This window comes from Brucella haematophila (assembly GCF_005938105.1).
Lineage (GTDB): Bacteria > Pseudomonadota > Alphaproteobacteria > Rhizobiales > Rhizobiaceae > Brucella > Brucella haematophila.
This window is the reverse complement of sequence record NZ_VCPE01000008.1, coordinates 36,582-51,392: the sequence shown is the minus strand read 5'-3', so window position 1 is coordinate 51,392 and position 14,811 is coordinate 36,582. Positions and strand designations below refer to the sequence as shown.

Sequence of the window (14,811 nt, the reverse complement as noted above, 5' to 3'; positions counted from 1 at the left end):
TGATTTACTGATGTTGATGCCTAACGCAAATCAGTCGGCGCATTTCAACCCTCCCGGTAGAGTTGGGGAAACAAGCACTCTACGAACTTGGCCGCTGTGGGTCTTGGCTCATGATTGGCGAGCCCGGGGCGTTCATTGGCTTCGACAAAGATATATTCCGGCTTATCTGGTCGCTTTATCATGAAATCTATGCCCACCACGGGAATATTGATTGCGCGCGCGGCACGGCAAGCAGCATCAACAAGCTCGGGATCAACAAGCGATGTCACATCGTGGATGGTTCCACCCGTATGCAGATTGGCCGCTTTGCGCACGGTGATCTCACGGCCGTCATCAAGCACGCTATCGAGCGACAATTTCTGCTCCTGAAGACATCTCTTCGTTTCGGTGTCGACAGGAATGCGACTTTCCCCGCCGGTGGCGGCGGAGCGTCGTCGCGATTGAATATCGATGAGTTTTCGTACCGTCGTTTTTCCATCACCCACCACTCGTGGTGGTCGCCGCACCGCTGCTGCGACCAGCTCAAAATTGATGATGACCAGGCGCAGATCCTGGCCCTCAAAACAAGCCTCCAGCAACACCCTATCGCAAACAGTACGGGCCTGTTTGATCGCCGTTTGTAGGTGTTTCATATCGGATATTCCGACAGAAATACCGCGCCCCTGCTCGCCCCGCGCCGGTTTGACGACAAGTTTTCCATGTTGGTGCAAGAAAGCTTCCTGCGTTTCAACGCTTTCGTCTGCGGAAATCTGCGCAGGAACGACCAGCCCGGCTTTTTCAACGACCCGCCGCGTCACGGCTTTATCGTCGCAAATCGACATGGCAACACCGGATGTCATCTCGGAGAGGCTTTCCCGACAGTGAACCGAGCGTCCACCATAGGAGAGACGAAAGAACCCACCGTCCGCATCCGTAACATCAACCTGCACACCCCTGCGCATCGCCTCATCTACAATGATCCGCGCATAGGGATTGAGTGCTTCTACAGCTTCGAGGCGGGACGCGAAAAACTTTTCATTGATCGCGTTTTTGCACTTCACTGCGAAGAGCGGAACACGATTGAAACCAAGCTTCTCGTAGAGCCGAATGGCGTTCTCATTGTCGTGAAGTACAGACAAATCCATATGACGCAACCCACGCGCCTGAAAGTGTTCGGCAAGCATACGCACCAGCTTTTCACCGATGCCGGGCTGGCGTGCCTGTGGGTGAACGGCAAGGCACCACAGCGAAGCTCCGCGGTCCGGATCGTCGAACAGGCGCTGATGGTCAATGCCTGTCACCGTGCCGACAATTTCGCCAGTGGCATCGTCCTGAGCGACAAAATAGGTGACTGCACGGTTTACACGCTCTGCAGAAAAGAAATCAGCTCGAAGCTGAACCATGCCGCATGCGGCATAAACTCCATTGATACCGTCCGCATCAATTTCCGAAATGGCGCGGCGAATGGTGACGCCGCGCGTGCGGCGTCCTCCGGCCCGATAAGTCGACAGTTCCAGACGATAGGTGTGCGACGGATCAAGAAAAATCTCGTGCGGTGCCAACGACAACAGAACATGCGGATCGCTGACATAAAACAGAATATCGCGGCTTGCCGGGGCCTCCGCTCGCATCGCGTCGACAATGGCTTGATTGCTGTCGAATGTCTGCGCAAACAACAGTCGCCCCCAACCGCAGTCGAGGGTCACATTGTGTTGTCTGCTATCAACTTCTGCCTTGTTAGCGCCATGCGAATGCTCCTGGTAAAATCCAGCGCTTTCCGGCGTGCGCAAGCGTGTCAGACGATGCGAAAGAGCCTTGCCGCCCCTGACTTTCTGCCGGGTCATTTGTTCCTCACCATGATTTCGCATTCATGCCTCCTGCGTCTGGAGCCACATTTCCAGCAGTCCTGCTTGCCACAGCTCCGATCCGCGCAGCGGCGTGATGTGGTCTGATGGGTTGGCGAACAAGCGCTCAAGATAGTCACGCTGGAAAAGACCGCGCTCGCGCGCCTTCTGGGATGACAATGCATCGCGCAGCATATCGAGATAGGGCCCGGCGATATATTTGAGCTGCGGTACCGGGAAATAGCCTTTCTTGCGATCAATGACTTCACTTGGGATGACTTTCCGGGCAACGTCCTTGAGGATACCTTTACCGCCATCGCGCAGCTTTTCTTCTGGCGGAATACGCGCTGCCAGCTCTACCAATTCGTGGTCCAGGAAAGGCACACGTGCTTCCAGTCCCCACGCCATCGTCATATTATCGACGCGCTTGACCGGATCGTCCACGAGCATCACATTGGTGTCGAGCCTCAGCGCACGGTCAACAGGCGTATCGGCACCGTCCTCAAGCAACTTCTCTTCGAGAAGCTCCAGACTGTAATCCTGCTCGGGCATCCAGTCTGCGGACAATTGTGTGGCAAGCACAGCATGCGTGCGGTCGCGAAAGCCCTTGGCATAGTCACCGACCACATCGTTGGAATCCACAAGCGGTGGATACCAGTGATAGCCGCCGAAAACTTCGTCAGCACCCTGACCGGACTGGACCACCTTGATGTGTTTCGACACTTCTTTTGAGAGAAGGTAGAAGCCGACATTGTCATAGGAAACCATCGGCTCCGACATAGCAGCGATGGTTCCAGGCAAAGCCTCCATAAGGTCCGCTGACGGAACGAATATTTTGTGATGATCCGTTCCGAAATGCTTGGCTATGAGGTCCGAATAGACGAATTCGTCGCCCTTCTCACCATTGGCTTCTTCGAAACCGACAGAAAAGCTCATAAGACCAGTCTGGCCTGCTTCCGCCAGCAAGCCTACAATGAGGCTGGAATCCACGCCGCCGGAAAGAAGAACACCGACCGGAACGTCTGAAATCATGCGCCTTTTGACTGCCAGGCGGAGCATGTCCAACAGTTGTTCCTGCCATTCCTCCCGGCTTAGTGCGCTGTCGCCCGGCAGGCGGCGATAAGGCGCTTGCCAATAGATGCGATCCTTGAAACTGCCATTGGCCTCATAAATACGCATCGTTGCTGGGGGCAGCTTGCGTACGCCTTCATAGATCGTACGCGGTGGCGGCACGACAGCGTGGAAGCTCATGTAATTGTGGAGCGCAGCACGATCAATTGAGGTATCAACGCCGCCAGCCTTTACCAGTGCTGGCAACGAAGATGCAAAGCGCAACGCGCCGTTGACCTCGGAGAGATAGAGCGGCTTTATCCCGAACCGATCACGGGCAAGAATGATCCGTCCCGTATCCCGTTCGTGGATTGCAAAAGCGAACATGCCTAAAAACCGAGAGACGCAGTTTTCTCCCCAGGCGTGCCAAGCCTTCAGGATCACCTCGGTATCTCCATCGGAAAAGAAGTGATAACCCTTCGCTTCAAGCTCTGCGCGCAACTCACGGAAATTGTAGATACATCCGTTGAAAACCAATGTCAGACCGAGATCTGCATCGATCATGGGTTGCTGTGATTTTTCGGAAAGATCGAGAATTCTCAGTCTTCTGTGACCGAAGCCTACATTGCCCCGGATGACGATACCAGATGCGTCGGGCCCTCTGGGACTCAAGACATCTGCCATTTTCGAGACTGCCGAAACCGATGGCGTACCGCCATCGAACCTGACTTCTCCGCAAATTCCACACATAAAAAGGGTCGAAACCTCCATTGTCATAACGAGAGCGCATCTGTGACCGTAACGCCGTCAAACCCGCTTCGTCTCTTTGCACAGCCCGAAGACTGCTTGATCTTCCTACGGGCTATGCCCTCACGAATGGGGCCGTCGCGTGTGTTCTGGCGGCGGCCCTCCCAGTTGCAAATGCAACAGCGCCGGGATGGTTCCCATTTTTATCGGCTTTTCCTAAACCTTTCCGACGATGGTCGTGGCCTTTGAAAGCATATAATCTTCGGCGGAAACCATATGTTCGTAAGCAATCTGCCGTGCATCCTCCCGTCTGTTTTCGATAAGAGCGGCCAGCAGACGATGTTGAAAAACAAGCCCAGATTCGCGAGACGCAGGCGTTGGATCTGCATAGATGGCGCGGGCAACAGGCAAGTTGCGCAAAAGATGGTGGGTGAGCCCGGAAACGAAGCCCAGCAGCCGGTCTGGACATTGTTGCGCCAACAGTGAATGGAAATCCAATTCGGCCACCCGCTGTTGATATTGATCATCCAGATCGACAGGCGGGCGATCATAAAGACGCATGGTGTTCTCAAGTTGAACAATATCACCGTGCGTCAGCTTGCCTGCCAGCAATGCTGCAATTTCCGGTTCCAGCAACTTGCGTATCGAATAGATTTCGCTCAAGCTCGGCTGATCGAAGAAGAAAAAACTGCCCAGCATTTCCATGGCATGTCTTGCCGATGGCTCCGCCACAAATGCGCCGCCCCCCGGTCCGCTTCGCGTATAGATAAGCCCTTGTGTTTCAAGCGCTTTCATTGCTTCTCGAACCGTGCCCTTCGCAGCTTTGAACTGATCGATCAGCTCCTTTTCCTGTGGTAGGCGGTCACCGGGCTTCAATGTTTTGGCTCTGATGAAATCCTTGATGCGGTCGGCAATTTCTTCCGGCCTACGCTTGGGCTTTGCTGCCTTCACGCTCACACGCTTCAGTGTTTCGCCGCTGTTTTTAAGGCCCGTTTTGACCATGCCACTTCTACTCTTTCCTGATGCGTGGTGCGCTATCCAGCAATTGTCGCGTATAGGCGTGTTGCGGGTGAGCGAAAAGATCGCGAGCGGAAGCCTCTTCCACAATTTCCCCGAAATACATCACTGCCACCCGATCCGAAATGGCCTCTACAACAGCGAGATCGTGACTTATGAAAAGATAGGACAGATCGAATTCCCGCTTAAGCTCATCCAGCAACAAGAGGACCTGAGCTTGTACCGAAACATCGAGGGCGCTGACTGGCTCATCAAGCACGACAATCTCGGCTTCTGCTGCGAGCGTACGCGCTATCGCAATACGCTGTGCCTGCCCGCCCGAGAACTCATGCGGATAGCGTTCCAGCGTGTCTTTGGGCATCTGCACCGCATCGAGCAATTTTAACATTTTCTGTGTGCGCTGCGCTGCGTCGTATTTGCCGAGAAGCTTGAGCGGAACGTCTAGAATCTGTTTGATGGTCTTACGCGGATTGAGCGAGGCGACGGGGTCCTGAAAGACATATTGAATGACCTTGCCGAATGCACGCGCCCCCGATCTACGCAAATCGGTCACATCGCGGTCAGCGATTGTCATGGTTCCGCTTGTCGGTTCCGTCAGCCCCACAAACATGCGCGCAAGCGTACTCTTTCCCGAGCCGCTTTCGCCTACCACGGCAAGGGTCTCACCTCGCCGCAGATCAAGAGACACTTTTTTGACTGCATCGACCTGATGGTGTTTCCTGCCAAAGAGAGTTCGCCCACCGCCAAATGTCTTGGTAAGCTCCCGTGCACTGATCGCAATTTCACTCATGCTTTCATGCCTTTATTCTCCCGTCCGAAGACTTTGGCTACCTTGTCGAGAAAGCTCAGGCCTTGTCCGAGTTCTGGCACGCAAGCAATGAGCCGACGCGTATAGTCATGCTGCGGATTGGATAAGACCGCCCTCGCCGTACCTGTCTCGACAATCTCGCCATCTTTCATCACCGCAACGCGGTCGCAGATTTCTGAAACCACTCCAAAGTCATGGGTGATGAACAACAATGCTATGCCGCGTTCGCGTTGCAACTCGCGCAGCAGATCAAGAATTCGTGCCTGCACAGTCACATCCAGCGCCGTCGTGGGCTCGTCTGCGATGATGATATCGGGGTCATTGGCGAGAGCCTTTGCAATGCCGACACGCTGGCGTTGTCCGCCAGAAAGCTGATGCGGATAATGGCTGGCGCGTTCTCTGGCGTCTGGAATGCCAACCTTCTCAAGCAGGGCTATTGCTTGTTCGCGTCGCTCAGTCGCGGTAGTGCGACGATGCGCTCCGATAGTTTCCTCAACCTGCCAGCCGATGGAATACATCGGATGCAATGTCGTCAGCGGGTCCTGAAACACATAGGTCACCTTACTGCCGCGAAGGGTCGTAAGCTCCGTTTCCCGCATGGAAAGAACATCCTTGCCCTCCAGAAATATGGACCCGTTACGGATAAGCCCGGGCGGTGATGCGACAAGCCCCATGATTGAAAGGGCTGTAACGCTTTTACCTGAACCGCTCTCTCCAATCAGGCCGAGACACTCCCCCCGATGCAACTCGAGAGAAACGTTTTTGACAGCTGGCCTAAAATGTCCGCCGCTGACGAAACCTGTTTCCAGCGCCGCGACCGACAGTGCCGCCTTGCCAGACACATCAGACTTCGTAGCTCGATCACGGGCTATCTCGGTTCTGGCTCCGGGACGTGCAAGCGCACCTGACCGCAGGCGTGGATCGAGTATGTCGCGTACACCGTCACCAAGCACATTCAAGCTGATCACAAGCAGGAAGATCATCAGGCCGGGGACTATGGACACATGCGGAGCGTTGAAGAGCTGCGCCCTGCCCTCCCCCAGCATCGATCCCAGATCAGCCTGTGGTGGTTGCGCGCCCAGACCAAGAAAACTGAGACCCGCCGTTTCGAGGATCATCCAACCGGCGGTCGTCGACATGGTGATAACGATCACCGGCATGACATTCGGAAGAACCTCGGTCGCCAGGATCGAGAGTGGATTTTTGCCGGAAAGCCGCGCCGCATCGATGAACTCTCGATGAGCGAGACCCAACGTAACACCACGGACATTACGGGCAAAAAACGGGATATTGACGACAGCTATCGCGAAAAGCGCATTCATCAAACCTGGCCCAAGGACTGCTACAATCGCCAACGCCAAAAGAATGTAGGGGAACGCCATCAGCATATCGATGCCGCGCATCATCAGATTGTCGGTGCGCCCACCGACAAAACCAGCGACGAGGCCAATGGAAGAACCGATGATGGCCGCTATTAAAGTGGCGGCAAAGCCGACCGCTACCGACACACGTGTGCCCCAGATAACTCTGCTTAGAATATCCCGGCCCAGTTGGTCCGTACCGAGCCAATGGCCGGACGTGAACAAAGGCTGTAAACGTGTCGCGGGCGACGTGGCATCCGGGTTCGGCAACGGTAGCAAAGGTGCCGCCAGAACGACCACGCAGATAGCGACCAATAGAAAGAAACCGAAAGCGGCCAGCCGGTTGCTCATGAGCAATCCCCATGAGGTCAGACGTATCGGCGCGCGAACCACCGCGGTTTGTGTTAGCAAACTCATGTGCGAATCCTCGGGTCAAGCATGGTCTGGAGAATATCGGCAACCAGATTGAAGATAACGTAGCTTGCAGCCACCACAAGCACACCGCCTTGGACCAGCAGGATATCACGCGTGGATATCGCCTTTACCAGCATCGCGCCGATGCCAGGCCACTGAAATACGGTTTCGATATAAACCGCACCGCCCAGCACAAAACCGGCTTGTATGCCGATAACGGGAATGACACTGACAAGCGCTGCGCGGAACGCGTGACGGTAGATCACCCGTCGTTCGTTGAGTCCCTTGGCACGGGCAGTACGGATATAGTCCTGTCGCAGAACTTCCAGCATTGCGCTGCGCGTCAATCGCGCGATAACACCCGCCGCCACAACGGCAAGCGTTCCTGCCGGTAAAATCAGATGCCAGAGCAGGTCCTTTAGATCACCGCCGCCATAAACGGCATACATTCCGGAAGCCGGTAGTACCCGCCAATGAACTGCGAAGAGATAAATCAGCAATAGGCCGAGCCAGAATGAGGGAATGGAAATTCCGGCAAGAACGACAAAAGTTATCGCGCGGTCGGCCCAACCGAATTGGCGCACCGCTGAAACGATGCCAGCCAACAATCCGACGATGGAACACAGAACGAGCGCCACACCAGCCAGGATGAGCGTGGCATGAAATCGCTCCAGAACTTCATCAAGCACGGGCCTGTTGAGGACAAAGGAACGACCAAAATCGCCAAGCAACAGATTACCGATCCAGATAAAATACTGCTGCACCAGTGGCTTATCCAGACCAAGATCGCGGTTCACCCGCTCAACGTTTTCCGGTGTTGCATAGGAGCCGAGCAATGCGGTAGCCGTGTCGCCGGGGATCATCGCCATCACGAGAAAAACGATAATTGAAAGTCCCAACAAAACCGGGATGACTGCGGCAAGGCGTTTTAGAATATAGGCTGGCATTTCAAGCCCTCCTGTATGTCATGGGAAAATGCTGCCGTGAACTTCGGCAAGCTGGCTTGGGGCCTACTCCTTCGTTACGTTTTTGAGATGCAACAGGAAGGACGGTTGCAGCTTGAAGCCTTTGACAGCCGCCGTCGTGACGGCATTCTGCTTCCAGTTGGCCACAAAAAGCCACGGCGCATCATCGTGCACGATTGCCTGCACCTCGCCGTAAAGCCTGCCTCGTTCGGCCTGATCGGTTGACGTGCGCGCCTTTTCGAGAAGCGTGTCCAGTTGCGGGTTGGAATAATATCCGGAGTTGAAACCGCCCTTGTCAGGCAGAGCGTCCGTACGCAACGTCAGATATGGAACAGTGTCGGGATCATTGGTCATCCACGCCATTTCTGCCATATCGGCTTTGCCATCGAGACCCGTGTTTACGCGACCAAGAAACGTGTTCCATTCATAGGTCTCAATTTTCACCTTAAATCCAACGGCCTGAAGATCAGCCTGTATCGCTGCTCCCATGGTGATGGGATCAAGCATACCGGAACCGCCCTCCGTCACATAAAATGTGATCTCCGGATTGGTGACACCGGCTTCCGCCAGCAGTGCTTTGGCTTTTTCAGGGTCATAGGGATAAGGCTCTGTCTTGTCTTCCACCCAGTTGAAAGCAGGTGGAATGGGGCCCGCTGCCACAGTTGCCGAGCCTTGCAAGATATTATCGACGAGCGCATTCTTGTTGACTGCATAATTAGCGGCCTGACGCACCTTTTTATCCGCGAAAGGGCCCGTTTTTGCATTCAGAATCGTGAACCAGACGTGAGGTCCTGCCTGTTCTGCAACGGCAAAGTTCCCGTCCTGCTTGAAGGTCGCGAGGTTGTCTGGAGGCACTTCCACCATGACATCAAGTCCACCAGCCATCATCTCTGCGACGCGGGTATTGGGATCAGTAATCGGACGGAATACGATAGCTTCCAAGGCTGGCGCACCGTCCCAATAGTCGGGGTTTCGTTCCACGACAACACGCTGACCCGATTGCCATTCGGCAAATTTGAATGGACCTGTTCCCGATGGATGCCGCCCAAATTCCTTGCCGTATTTCTTTACGGCTTCGGGTGACACGATCAAACCAGTCGGATAAGCCAGATTTGACAGGAAGGGCGCAAATGGCTCCTTTAGTTTGAATTCGACCGTTGCCTGATCAATCGCATTGACCACTTCAATCGACGAGAAATTGAAGGATAGTGGGAATGGTCCAGTGTTGTAGAATGGGTGATCCTCCTTCAACATGCGATCGAAGTTGAACTTCACCGCTTCGGCGTTGAAATCGGACCCGTCTTGAAATTTGACACCCTGACGCAGCTTGAAGCGATAGGTTTTACCGTCATCCGAAATTGTCCAGCTTTCAGCGAGTGCCGGTTCAACCTCAAGCGTTCCATCCTTATAGCGCACCAGGCCGTCATACATATTGACCAGAATGCGGAAATCATTGGTCGCCGTCACCGTATGGGGATCGAGCGATTGCGGCTCGGCGATCTGTCCCACGATCAGCACATTGGGCGGCGTTTGAGCCAGCGACGGCATTGCAGGCCCGGCAATTGTGAGCGCTATTGCCGCCAGCGCAGCACGAAATAATCTTCTCATAGAGCGATCCCCTTTCGTTATGCAAATTAGATAACTCTAATTTATAGGCATAAAATTGATAGGATCAATGAATTATCATAATAAATTTTGAAACGACAAAAAAGGCGGGACCCAGCCCGCCCGATGGTTCGGGTGATTTTCTGCTATTCGGCAGGCGTGTCTTCCGGCTTCAAGTCCTGCTCTGCTTTGGTGGATTTCTGATGTGTGAAGCCCTTCAATCCCTTGGCGGTTTCTTCAGCGTCGCGTTTGATTTCCACGTCGCTCATAGCGTAATGAACGGCCAATTTTGCAATCGACGTCAAAGCACTCAAATGGATGCGCTCATATCCGTGAGACGCGTCCACACCGAATGTCAATAGCGCCGTGCGCACGTCATGCCCTGCTTCAACGGCGGAAGCAGCATCCGAGCGATAATAACGGAACACATCTTTCTGCACCTGAATATCGTGTTCGCCGCAAAGCTCGTAGAGCTTCTTGGTCAGGTGAAAATCGAACGGCCCGGTCTGGTCAGCCATCGCAAGTGTTACGCCAAATTCGGATGAGTTCTGCCCCGGTGCTGTGGTACCATTGTCGATGGCAACGAGAGAGGCAATATCGGGAACCACCACAGCCGATGCGCCGACACCCACCTCTTCACCGATCGTGAAGAGCCAATACGTATCGACGGGCGTTTCGATCTCGGCGCGTTGCATGGCTTCGAGTGAGGCCAGCATGATGGCCACGCCTGCCTTGTCATCGAGATGACGAGACACGATGAAGCCGTTATCGATAAACTCCGGTGCGGGGTCGACAGCAACAATATCGCCGACATCAATGCCAAGCTGAACAAGGTCGTCCTTATTGCGCGCCAGCGCATCGACCCGCAATTCGACATAGGGCCATCCGACCGGCTGGCTATCCACTTCTTCATTGAAAGTGTGTCCGGATGCCTTCAAGGGCAGGATTGACCCGCGATAGGTTCCCTTGCCGGAAAAGATCGAGACGCGCGCACCTTCTGCGAAACGGGCAGACCAATTTCCGATAGAGACCACTTCGAGACGGCCATTATCTTTCAGGTACTTAACCTGAGCACCTAATGTGTCGACATGGGACACGATGCCCCGAGCTGGGCGTCTGGAAACGCCTGGTCGGCGCGCCCGGATTGCACCACGTCTGGTCAACATGACTTCCAGACCGAGCATTTCCAGTTCACGTGCTACATAGCGGACGGCTTCATCCGTAAAGCCCGTCGGGCTTGGTATCGAAAGAAGCGCCTTGAGCCGTGTGACGAGATAGTCCTGATCAATGGAGATGGAATTTTGCATGACGCGAATGTCGCAGAATGCGGAAATATCGTCAACAATGCGGGGCCAACCTATCGTAATGTTGACCCCGCGAAGTTCAATCATCAGCGATTTGCGAAAACGCTTTCAATCGCCGCTTTTGTTGCTGAAACGACCTGATCGGCTTCGTCTTGCGTCAGACAGAGTGGCGGCGCAAAGCCCAGAATATCGCCTTCCGGCATTGCACGTCCGATGACCCCATTGGCAAGAAGGGCTGCCGAAATCTGCGCTCCAATCTTGAGGGATGGATCGAAGAATTTGCGATCATCGCGATCTTCTACAAACTCGATAGCAGCCATCAGCCCTTCGCCGCGCACGTCTCCGACATGCTTATGATCACCGATAGCGTCCTGAAGTGCCTTACGGAAATAGGCGCCCGTGGAACCTGCATTTTCTACCAGTTTCAGGTCATCGATGAGCTGGAGATTTGCCACACCGGCGGCGGCACAGATGGGATGCGCCGAATAGGTCCAGCCATGGCCAATCGGGCCCATTTTGTCCGATCCCTTAACCAGCACGTCCCACATCCGATCAGAGACTATCGATCCAGAAAGCGGTGCATAGGCCGACGTCAATCCCTTGGCGATTGTGATCAGATCGGGCTTCATTCCATAATGTTCGGAACCAAACATGCTGCCCAGACGGCCGAAACCGGTCACGACCTCATCTGCAACAAGCAGAATGTCGTATTTATCGAGAACAGCCTGTATCTTCTGCCAATAGCCCGCCGGGGGCGGAACAATCCCTCCTGTACCCAACACAGGCTCGCCAATGAACGCGGCAATGGTGTCAGGCCCCTCGGCGAGGATCATTTCTTCAAGCTTATCGGCGCAATCTTGCGAGAATTGCTCTTCGCTCATCGAGCGATCTTCGCGGCGGAAATAATATGGTGCCTGTGTATGCAAAATGGGCGCACGCGGCAAATCGAATGCGTTATGGAAGGTCGCAAGACCGGTCAAACTGCCTGTCATGACGCCTGAGCCATGATAACCGCGCCAGCGCGAGATGATCTTTTTCTTCTCGGGACGCCCAAGAATATTGTTGTAGTACCATATCAATTTGATGTTGGTTTCGTTGGCATCAGAACCGGACAAACCGAAATAGACGCGGCTCATATGCGCGGGCGCCCTGTCGATAATCATCTTGGCAAGTGTGATAGAGACTTCGGTGCCATGGCCGACATAGGCGTGATAATAGGCAAGCTTATGAGCCTGTTCGGCAATCGCATCAGCGATTTCCGTCCTGCCATAACCCACATTCACACAATAAAGACCGGCAAAAGCGTCTAGGCTCCGGCGTCCATTTACATCGGTGATAAACACACCCTTGCCTTCGTCCAACACGCGGGTTGGTGTTTCACCCCGCGCATGCATACCCATATGTGTCGAAGGGTGGAAAAAATGATCGCGGTCCCAGGCGGTCAATTCGTTGCTGTTGTTCAACACTGTCAATTTCCTTTCGTTTCACGACACATTCAAGCAGCGGTATCGATGCAGAGATATTTGAGTTCCGTGAAGGCGTGGATGCCATGATGTGACCCTTCACGCCCCAATCCGGATTGTTTCCAGCCGCCAAAAGGGATGGGGGCGCCGGTGATTTTCGCGCGATTGATGGCAACCATGCCGTATTCGAGCGCACGCCCCATCCTCAATTGCCGTGCACCGTTTGCCGTTACGACATAAGCGACAAGGCCATATTCTGTGGCATTAGCCCGCGCGATGACTTCATCTTCCTCATCAAACACAGCAATTGCAGCAACCGGGCCAAATGTTTCTTCGTGCATGATCGCCGCTTCATTCGGCACATCGACTAGCAAAGTCGGTTCATAGAACAGCGTATTATCGCCAATGCGTTTACCGCCTACGAGCATGCGTGCTCCACACACGCGTGCATCCGCAACGTGCTCTTCTACCTTTGTGACGGCCCGCTCGTGCATCAGCGGCCCGATATCCACCCCATCCTCAAAACCTTGCCCCACCTTGAGAGCAGCAATGCGCGCTGCAAATATTTCGGTGAAGGAAGCGAGAATACCCCGCCGGACGAAAATACGATTTGCCGCAAGACAGTCCTGACCAGATGTTGCGAATTTCGCGGCCATCGCTACATCTATGGCACGCTCCAGATCCGCATCGTCAAAGATGATCAGTGGTGCATGCCCGCCAAGCTCCATGACAAGACGTTTGACAGTTGACGCACATTTGGACGCAATCAACTTGCCGATCTCAGTAGAACCGGTAAAGCTCAAGGCGCGTATGCGAGTGTCGCCACAAAGCGTATCGACAATGGGTGCTGCTCTGCCCGTTACAACGTTGAAGATACCTGCGGGAAAGCCCGCTCTTTCGCCAAGCTCAGCCAAAGCAAGTGCGGAAAGCGGCGTCTCGGATGATGGGTGAACGACGACCGGACAGCCTGCAGCAAGAGCAGCAGCTGCTTTTCTGGTAATCATGGCGTTCGGGAAGTTCCATGGTGTCACCAGTCCCACCACGCCAAGCGCCTCACGACGTACCAACATCTCTGCATCGGGCAGATGACTCGCTATTGTTTCCCCGTTCAGGCGTTTTGCTTCTTCGGCAAACCATTCCACAAAGGCCGCGCCATAATCGATCTCGCCAAGAGATTCTGAAAGCGGCTTGCCCTGCTCCAATGTCATCAGCACTGCAAGGTCGTCCCGGTTCTGAACAATCAGTTCATACCATCGCCGCAAAATACCCGCGCGCTCCTGTGGGAGACGCCGCGACCAGTCTGGAAATGCGGTCTCCGCCACATCGATTGCCGCAAGAGTTTGGTTTTCGTTCAGACTTGCAACCCGCGCCAAGCGCTGTCCAGTTGCAGGATCGACAACCGGAAATGTCTCGGCTTTCTCACCAGACACCCAACGTCCGTTGATATAGGCAAGCTCGCGAAACAGGTGTTTGTCGCGAAGCCTTTTAAGCCCGTCATGTTGTATCAGATGATCCAGAACGGCATTCATCGTGCTTCTCCCAATTCAGAAAAAGCATCTCATGGGACCCCCGTTGATTTGGACCAAAGCAAAGTGCAACACAGGTGATTTGGACCAATCTTGCCCCTGTTCGCAGCCCGCTTGGTCTACGTCGGATTATCGGCAAGAAGTGACAGTGGAGCAGTGCCTTTCGCGTCCTTGACCAGCTTGGTCACGATGTAGGTGAAATATCGCTCGATACCTATATTCTGGTCCAGGAGCCGGTCGATCAACCGCTGGTAGCCGTCAATATCACGCGCGGCGACCATTAGAAAATAGTCCACGCCGCCGCCAACGGACCAACACGAAATGATTTCCGGCAATGCTGAAACGGCACGCTCAAACCGATCGAAGTCGCTTTGGCGATGATTGCCAAGTGTAATTTGCACGATCACATGTGCTATCGGGGCAACTTTGCGGTAGGCGATATGCGCATGATAACCGGTCACTATGCCCGCTTCTTCCAGTTTGCGAAGCCGTAGCCAGCACGGTGTCGGCGACAGGCCAACCTTTTCCGCCAATGCAAGTTTGGTAATTTTTGCATTCTCCTGCACGGCATCGAGAATGCGCAGATCAACGGCATCGAGCTTCAAGGCGGACTTCATTCGGTTGATCCGGTTCAAGTGTGGTTATCTAATTCAGCGCGCTCTTCCTTGGCATGAGCAAACAGGGCTGGCAAGGCTGGCCCCTAAAACAGCGGCTCAAATCTAATTGTA

11 protein-coding genes are annotated in these 14,811 nt (G+C 54.3%); all 11 read right to left on the bottom strand.

Annotated features, from left to right (window positions below):
- Positions 1-44: 44 nt before the first annotated feature.
- Positions 45-1,847, bottom strand: a complete 1,803-nt coding sequence (gene ngg, locus FGI60_RS13170; protein ID WP_138785583.1) for an N-acetylglutaminylglutamine synthetase — start codon at positions 1,845-1,847, stop codon at positions 45-47.
- Positions 1,848-3,623, bottom strand: coding sequence for an N-acetylglutaminylglutamine amidotransferase (locus tag FGI60_RS13165; protein ID WP_138785582.1), 1,776 nt, complete (start codon positions 3,621-3,623; stop codon positions 1,848-1,850).
- A gap of 213 nt (positions 3,624-3,836) precedes the next feature.
- Entirely contained in the window at positions 3,837-4,622 is a 786-nt protein-coding gene (locus FGI60_RS13160) for a FadR/GntR family transcriptional regulator (RefSeq protein WP_138785581.1), read from the bottom strand.
- Positions 4,623-4,629: 7 nt separating this feature from the next.
- Complete coding sequence (locus FGI60_RS13155) at positions 4,630-5,427, bottom strand: ATP-binding cassette domain-containing protein (RefSeq protein ID WP_138785580.1); 798 nt, start codon at positions 5,425-5,427, stop codon at positions 4,630-4,632.
- Complete coding sequence (locus FGI60_RS13150; RefSeq protein ID WP_138785579.1) at positions 5,424-7,223, bottom strand: dipeptide/oligopeptide/nickel ABC transporter permease/ATP-binding protein; 1,800 nt, start codon at positions 7,221-7,223, stop codon at positions 5,424-5,426. Before FGI60_RS13150 ends, FGI60_RS13155 begins: the two co-directional genes overlap by 4 nt.
- Entirely contained in the window at positions 7,220-8,167 is a 948-nt protein-coding gene (locus FGI60_RS13145) for an ABC transporter permease (protein ID WP_138785578.1), read from the bottom strand. Before FGI60_RS13145 ends, FGI60_RS13150 begins: the two co-directional genes overlap by 4 nt.
- Before the next feature lie 63 nt (positions 8,168-8,230).
- The gene (locus FGI60_RS13140) at positions 8,231-9,793 is read right to left on the bottom strand and encodes an ABC transporter substrate-binding protein (protein WP_138785577.1); all 1,563 of its coding nucleotides are present in this window, start codon (positions 9,791-9,793) and stop codon (positions 8,231-8,233) included.
- A 143-nt stretch (positions 9,794-9,936) separates the two neighbouring features.
- The gene (locus tag FGI60_RS13135) at positions 9,937-11,097 is read right to left on the bottom strand and encodes an osmoprotectant NAGGN system M42 family peptidase (protein ID WP_138785700.1); all 1,161 of its coding nucleotides are present in this window, start codon (positions 11,095-11,097) and stop codon (positions 9,937-9,939) included.
- A gap of 83 nt (positions 11,098-11,180) precedes the next feature.
- On the bottom strand, positions 11,181-12,560 hold the full coding sequence (locus FGI60_RS13130; protein ID WP_138785576.1) for an aspartate aminotransferase family protein: 1,380 nt from the start codon (positions 12,558-12,560) through the stop codon (positions 11,181-11,183).
- A 29-nt stretch (positions 12,561-12,589) separates the two neighbouring features.
- Positions 12,590-14,086 (bottom strand): NAD-dependent succinate-semialdehyde dehydrogenase, encoded by a 1,497-nt coding sequence (locus tag FGI60_RS13125; RefSeq protein WP_138785575.1) that lies wholly within the window; start codon positions 14,084-14,086, stop codon positions 12,590-12,592.
- A 116-nt stretch (positions 14,087-14,202) separates the two neighbouring features.
- Positions 14,203-14,688 carry an Lrp/AsnC family transcriptional regulator gene (locus FGI60_RS13120; protein ID WP_171058771.1) on the bottom strand — a complete coding sequence of 162 codons (486 nt, stop codon included), beginning with the start codon at positions 14,686-14,688 and terminating at the stop codon, positions 14,203-14,205.
- Positions 14,689-14,811 lie beyond the last annotated feature (123 nt).

Bases quoted from the DNA above. Each gene is read 5' to 3' on its own strand.
- ngg (WP_138785583.1), bottom strand. From the start codon at position 1,847: ATGCGAAATCATGGTGAGGAACAAATGACCCGGCAGAAAGTCAGGGGC.
- FGI60_RS13165 (WP_138785582.1), bottom strand. From the start codon at position 3,623: ATGTGTGGAATTTGCGGAGAAGTCAGGTTCGATGGCGGTACGCCATCG.
- FGI60_RS13160 (WP_138785581.1), bottom strand. From the start codon at position 4,622: ATGGTCAAAACGGGCCTTAAAAACAGCGGCGAAACACTGAAGCGTGTG.
- FGI60_RS13155 (WP_138785580.1), bottom strand. From the start codon at position 5,427: ATGAGTGAAATTGCGATCAGTGCACGGGAGCTTACCAAGACATTTGGC.
- FGI60_RS13150 (WP_138785579.1), bottom strand. From the start codon at position 7,223: ATGAGTTTGCTAACACAAACCGCGGTGGTTCGCGCGCCGATACGTCTG.
- FGI60_RS13145 (WP_138785578.1), bottom strand. From the start codon at position 8,167: ATGCCAGCCTATATTCTAAAACGCCTTGCCGCAGTCATCCCGGTTTTG.
- FGI60_RS13140 (WP_138785577.1), bottom strand. From the start codon at position 9,793: ATGAGAAGATTATTTCGTGCTGCGCTGGCGGCAATAGCGCTCACAATT.
- FGI60_RS13135 (WP_138785700.1), bottom strand. From the start codon at position 11,097: ATGCAAAATTCCATCTCCATTGATCAGGACTATCTCGTCACACGGCTC.
- FGI60_RS13125 (WP_138785575.1), bottom strand. From the start codon at position 14,086: ATGAATGCCGTTCTGGATCATCTGATACAACATGACGGGCTTAAAAGG.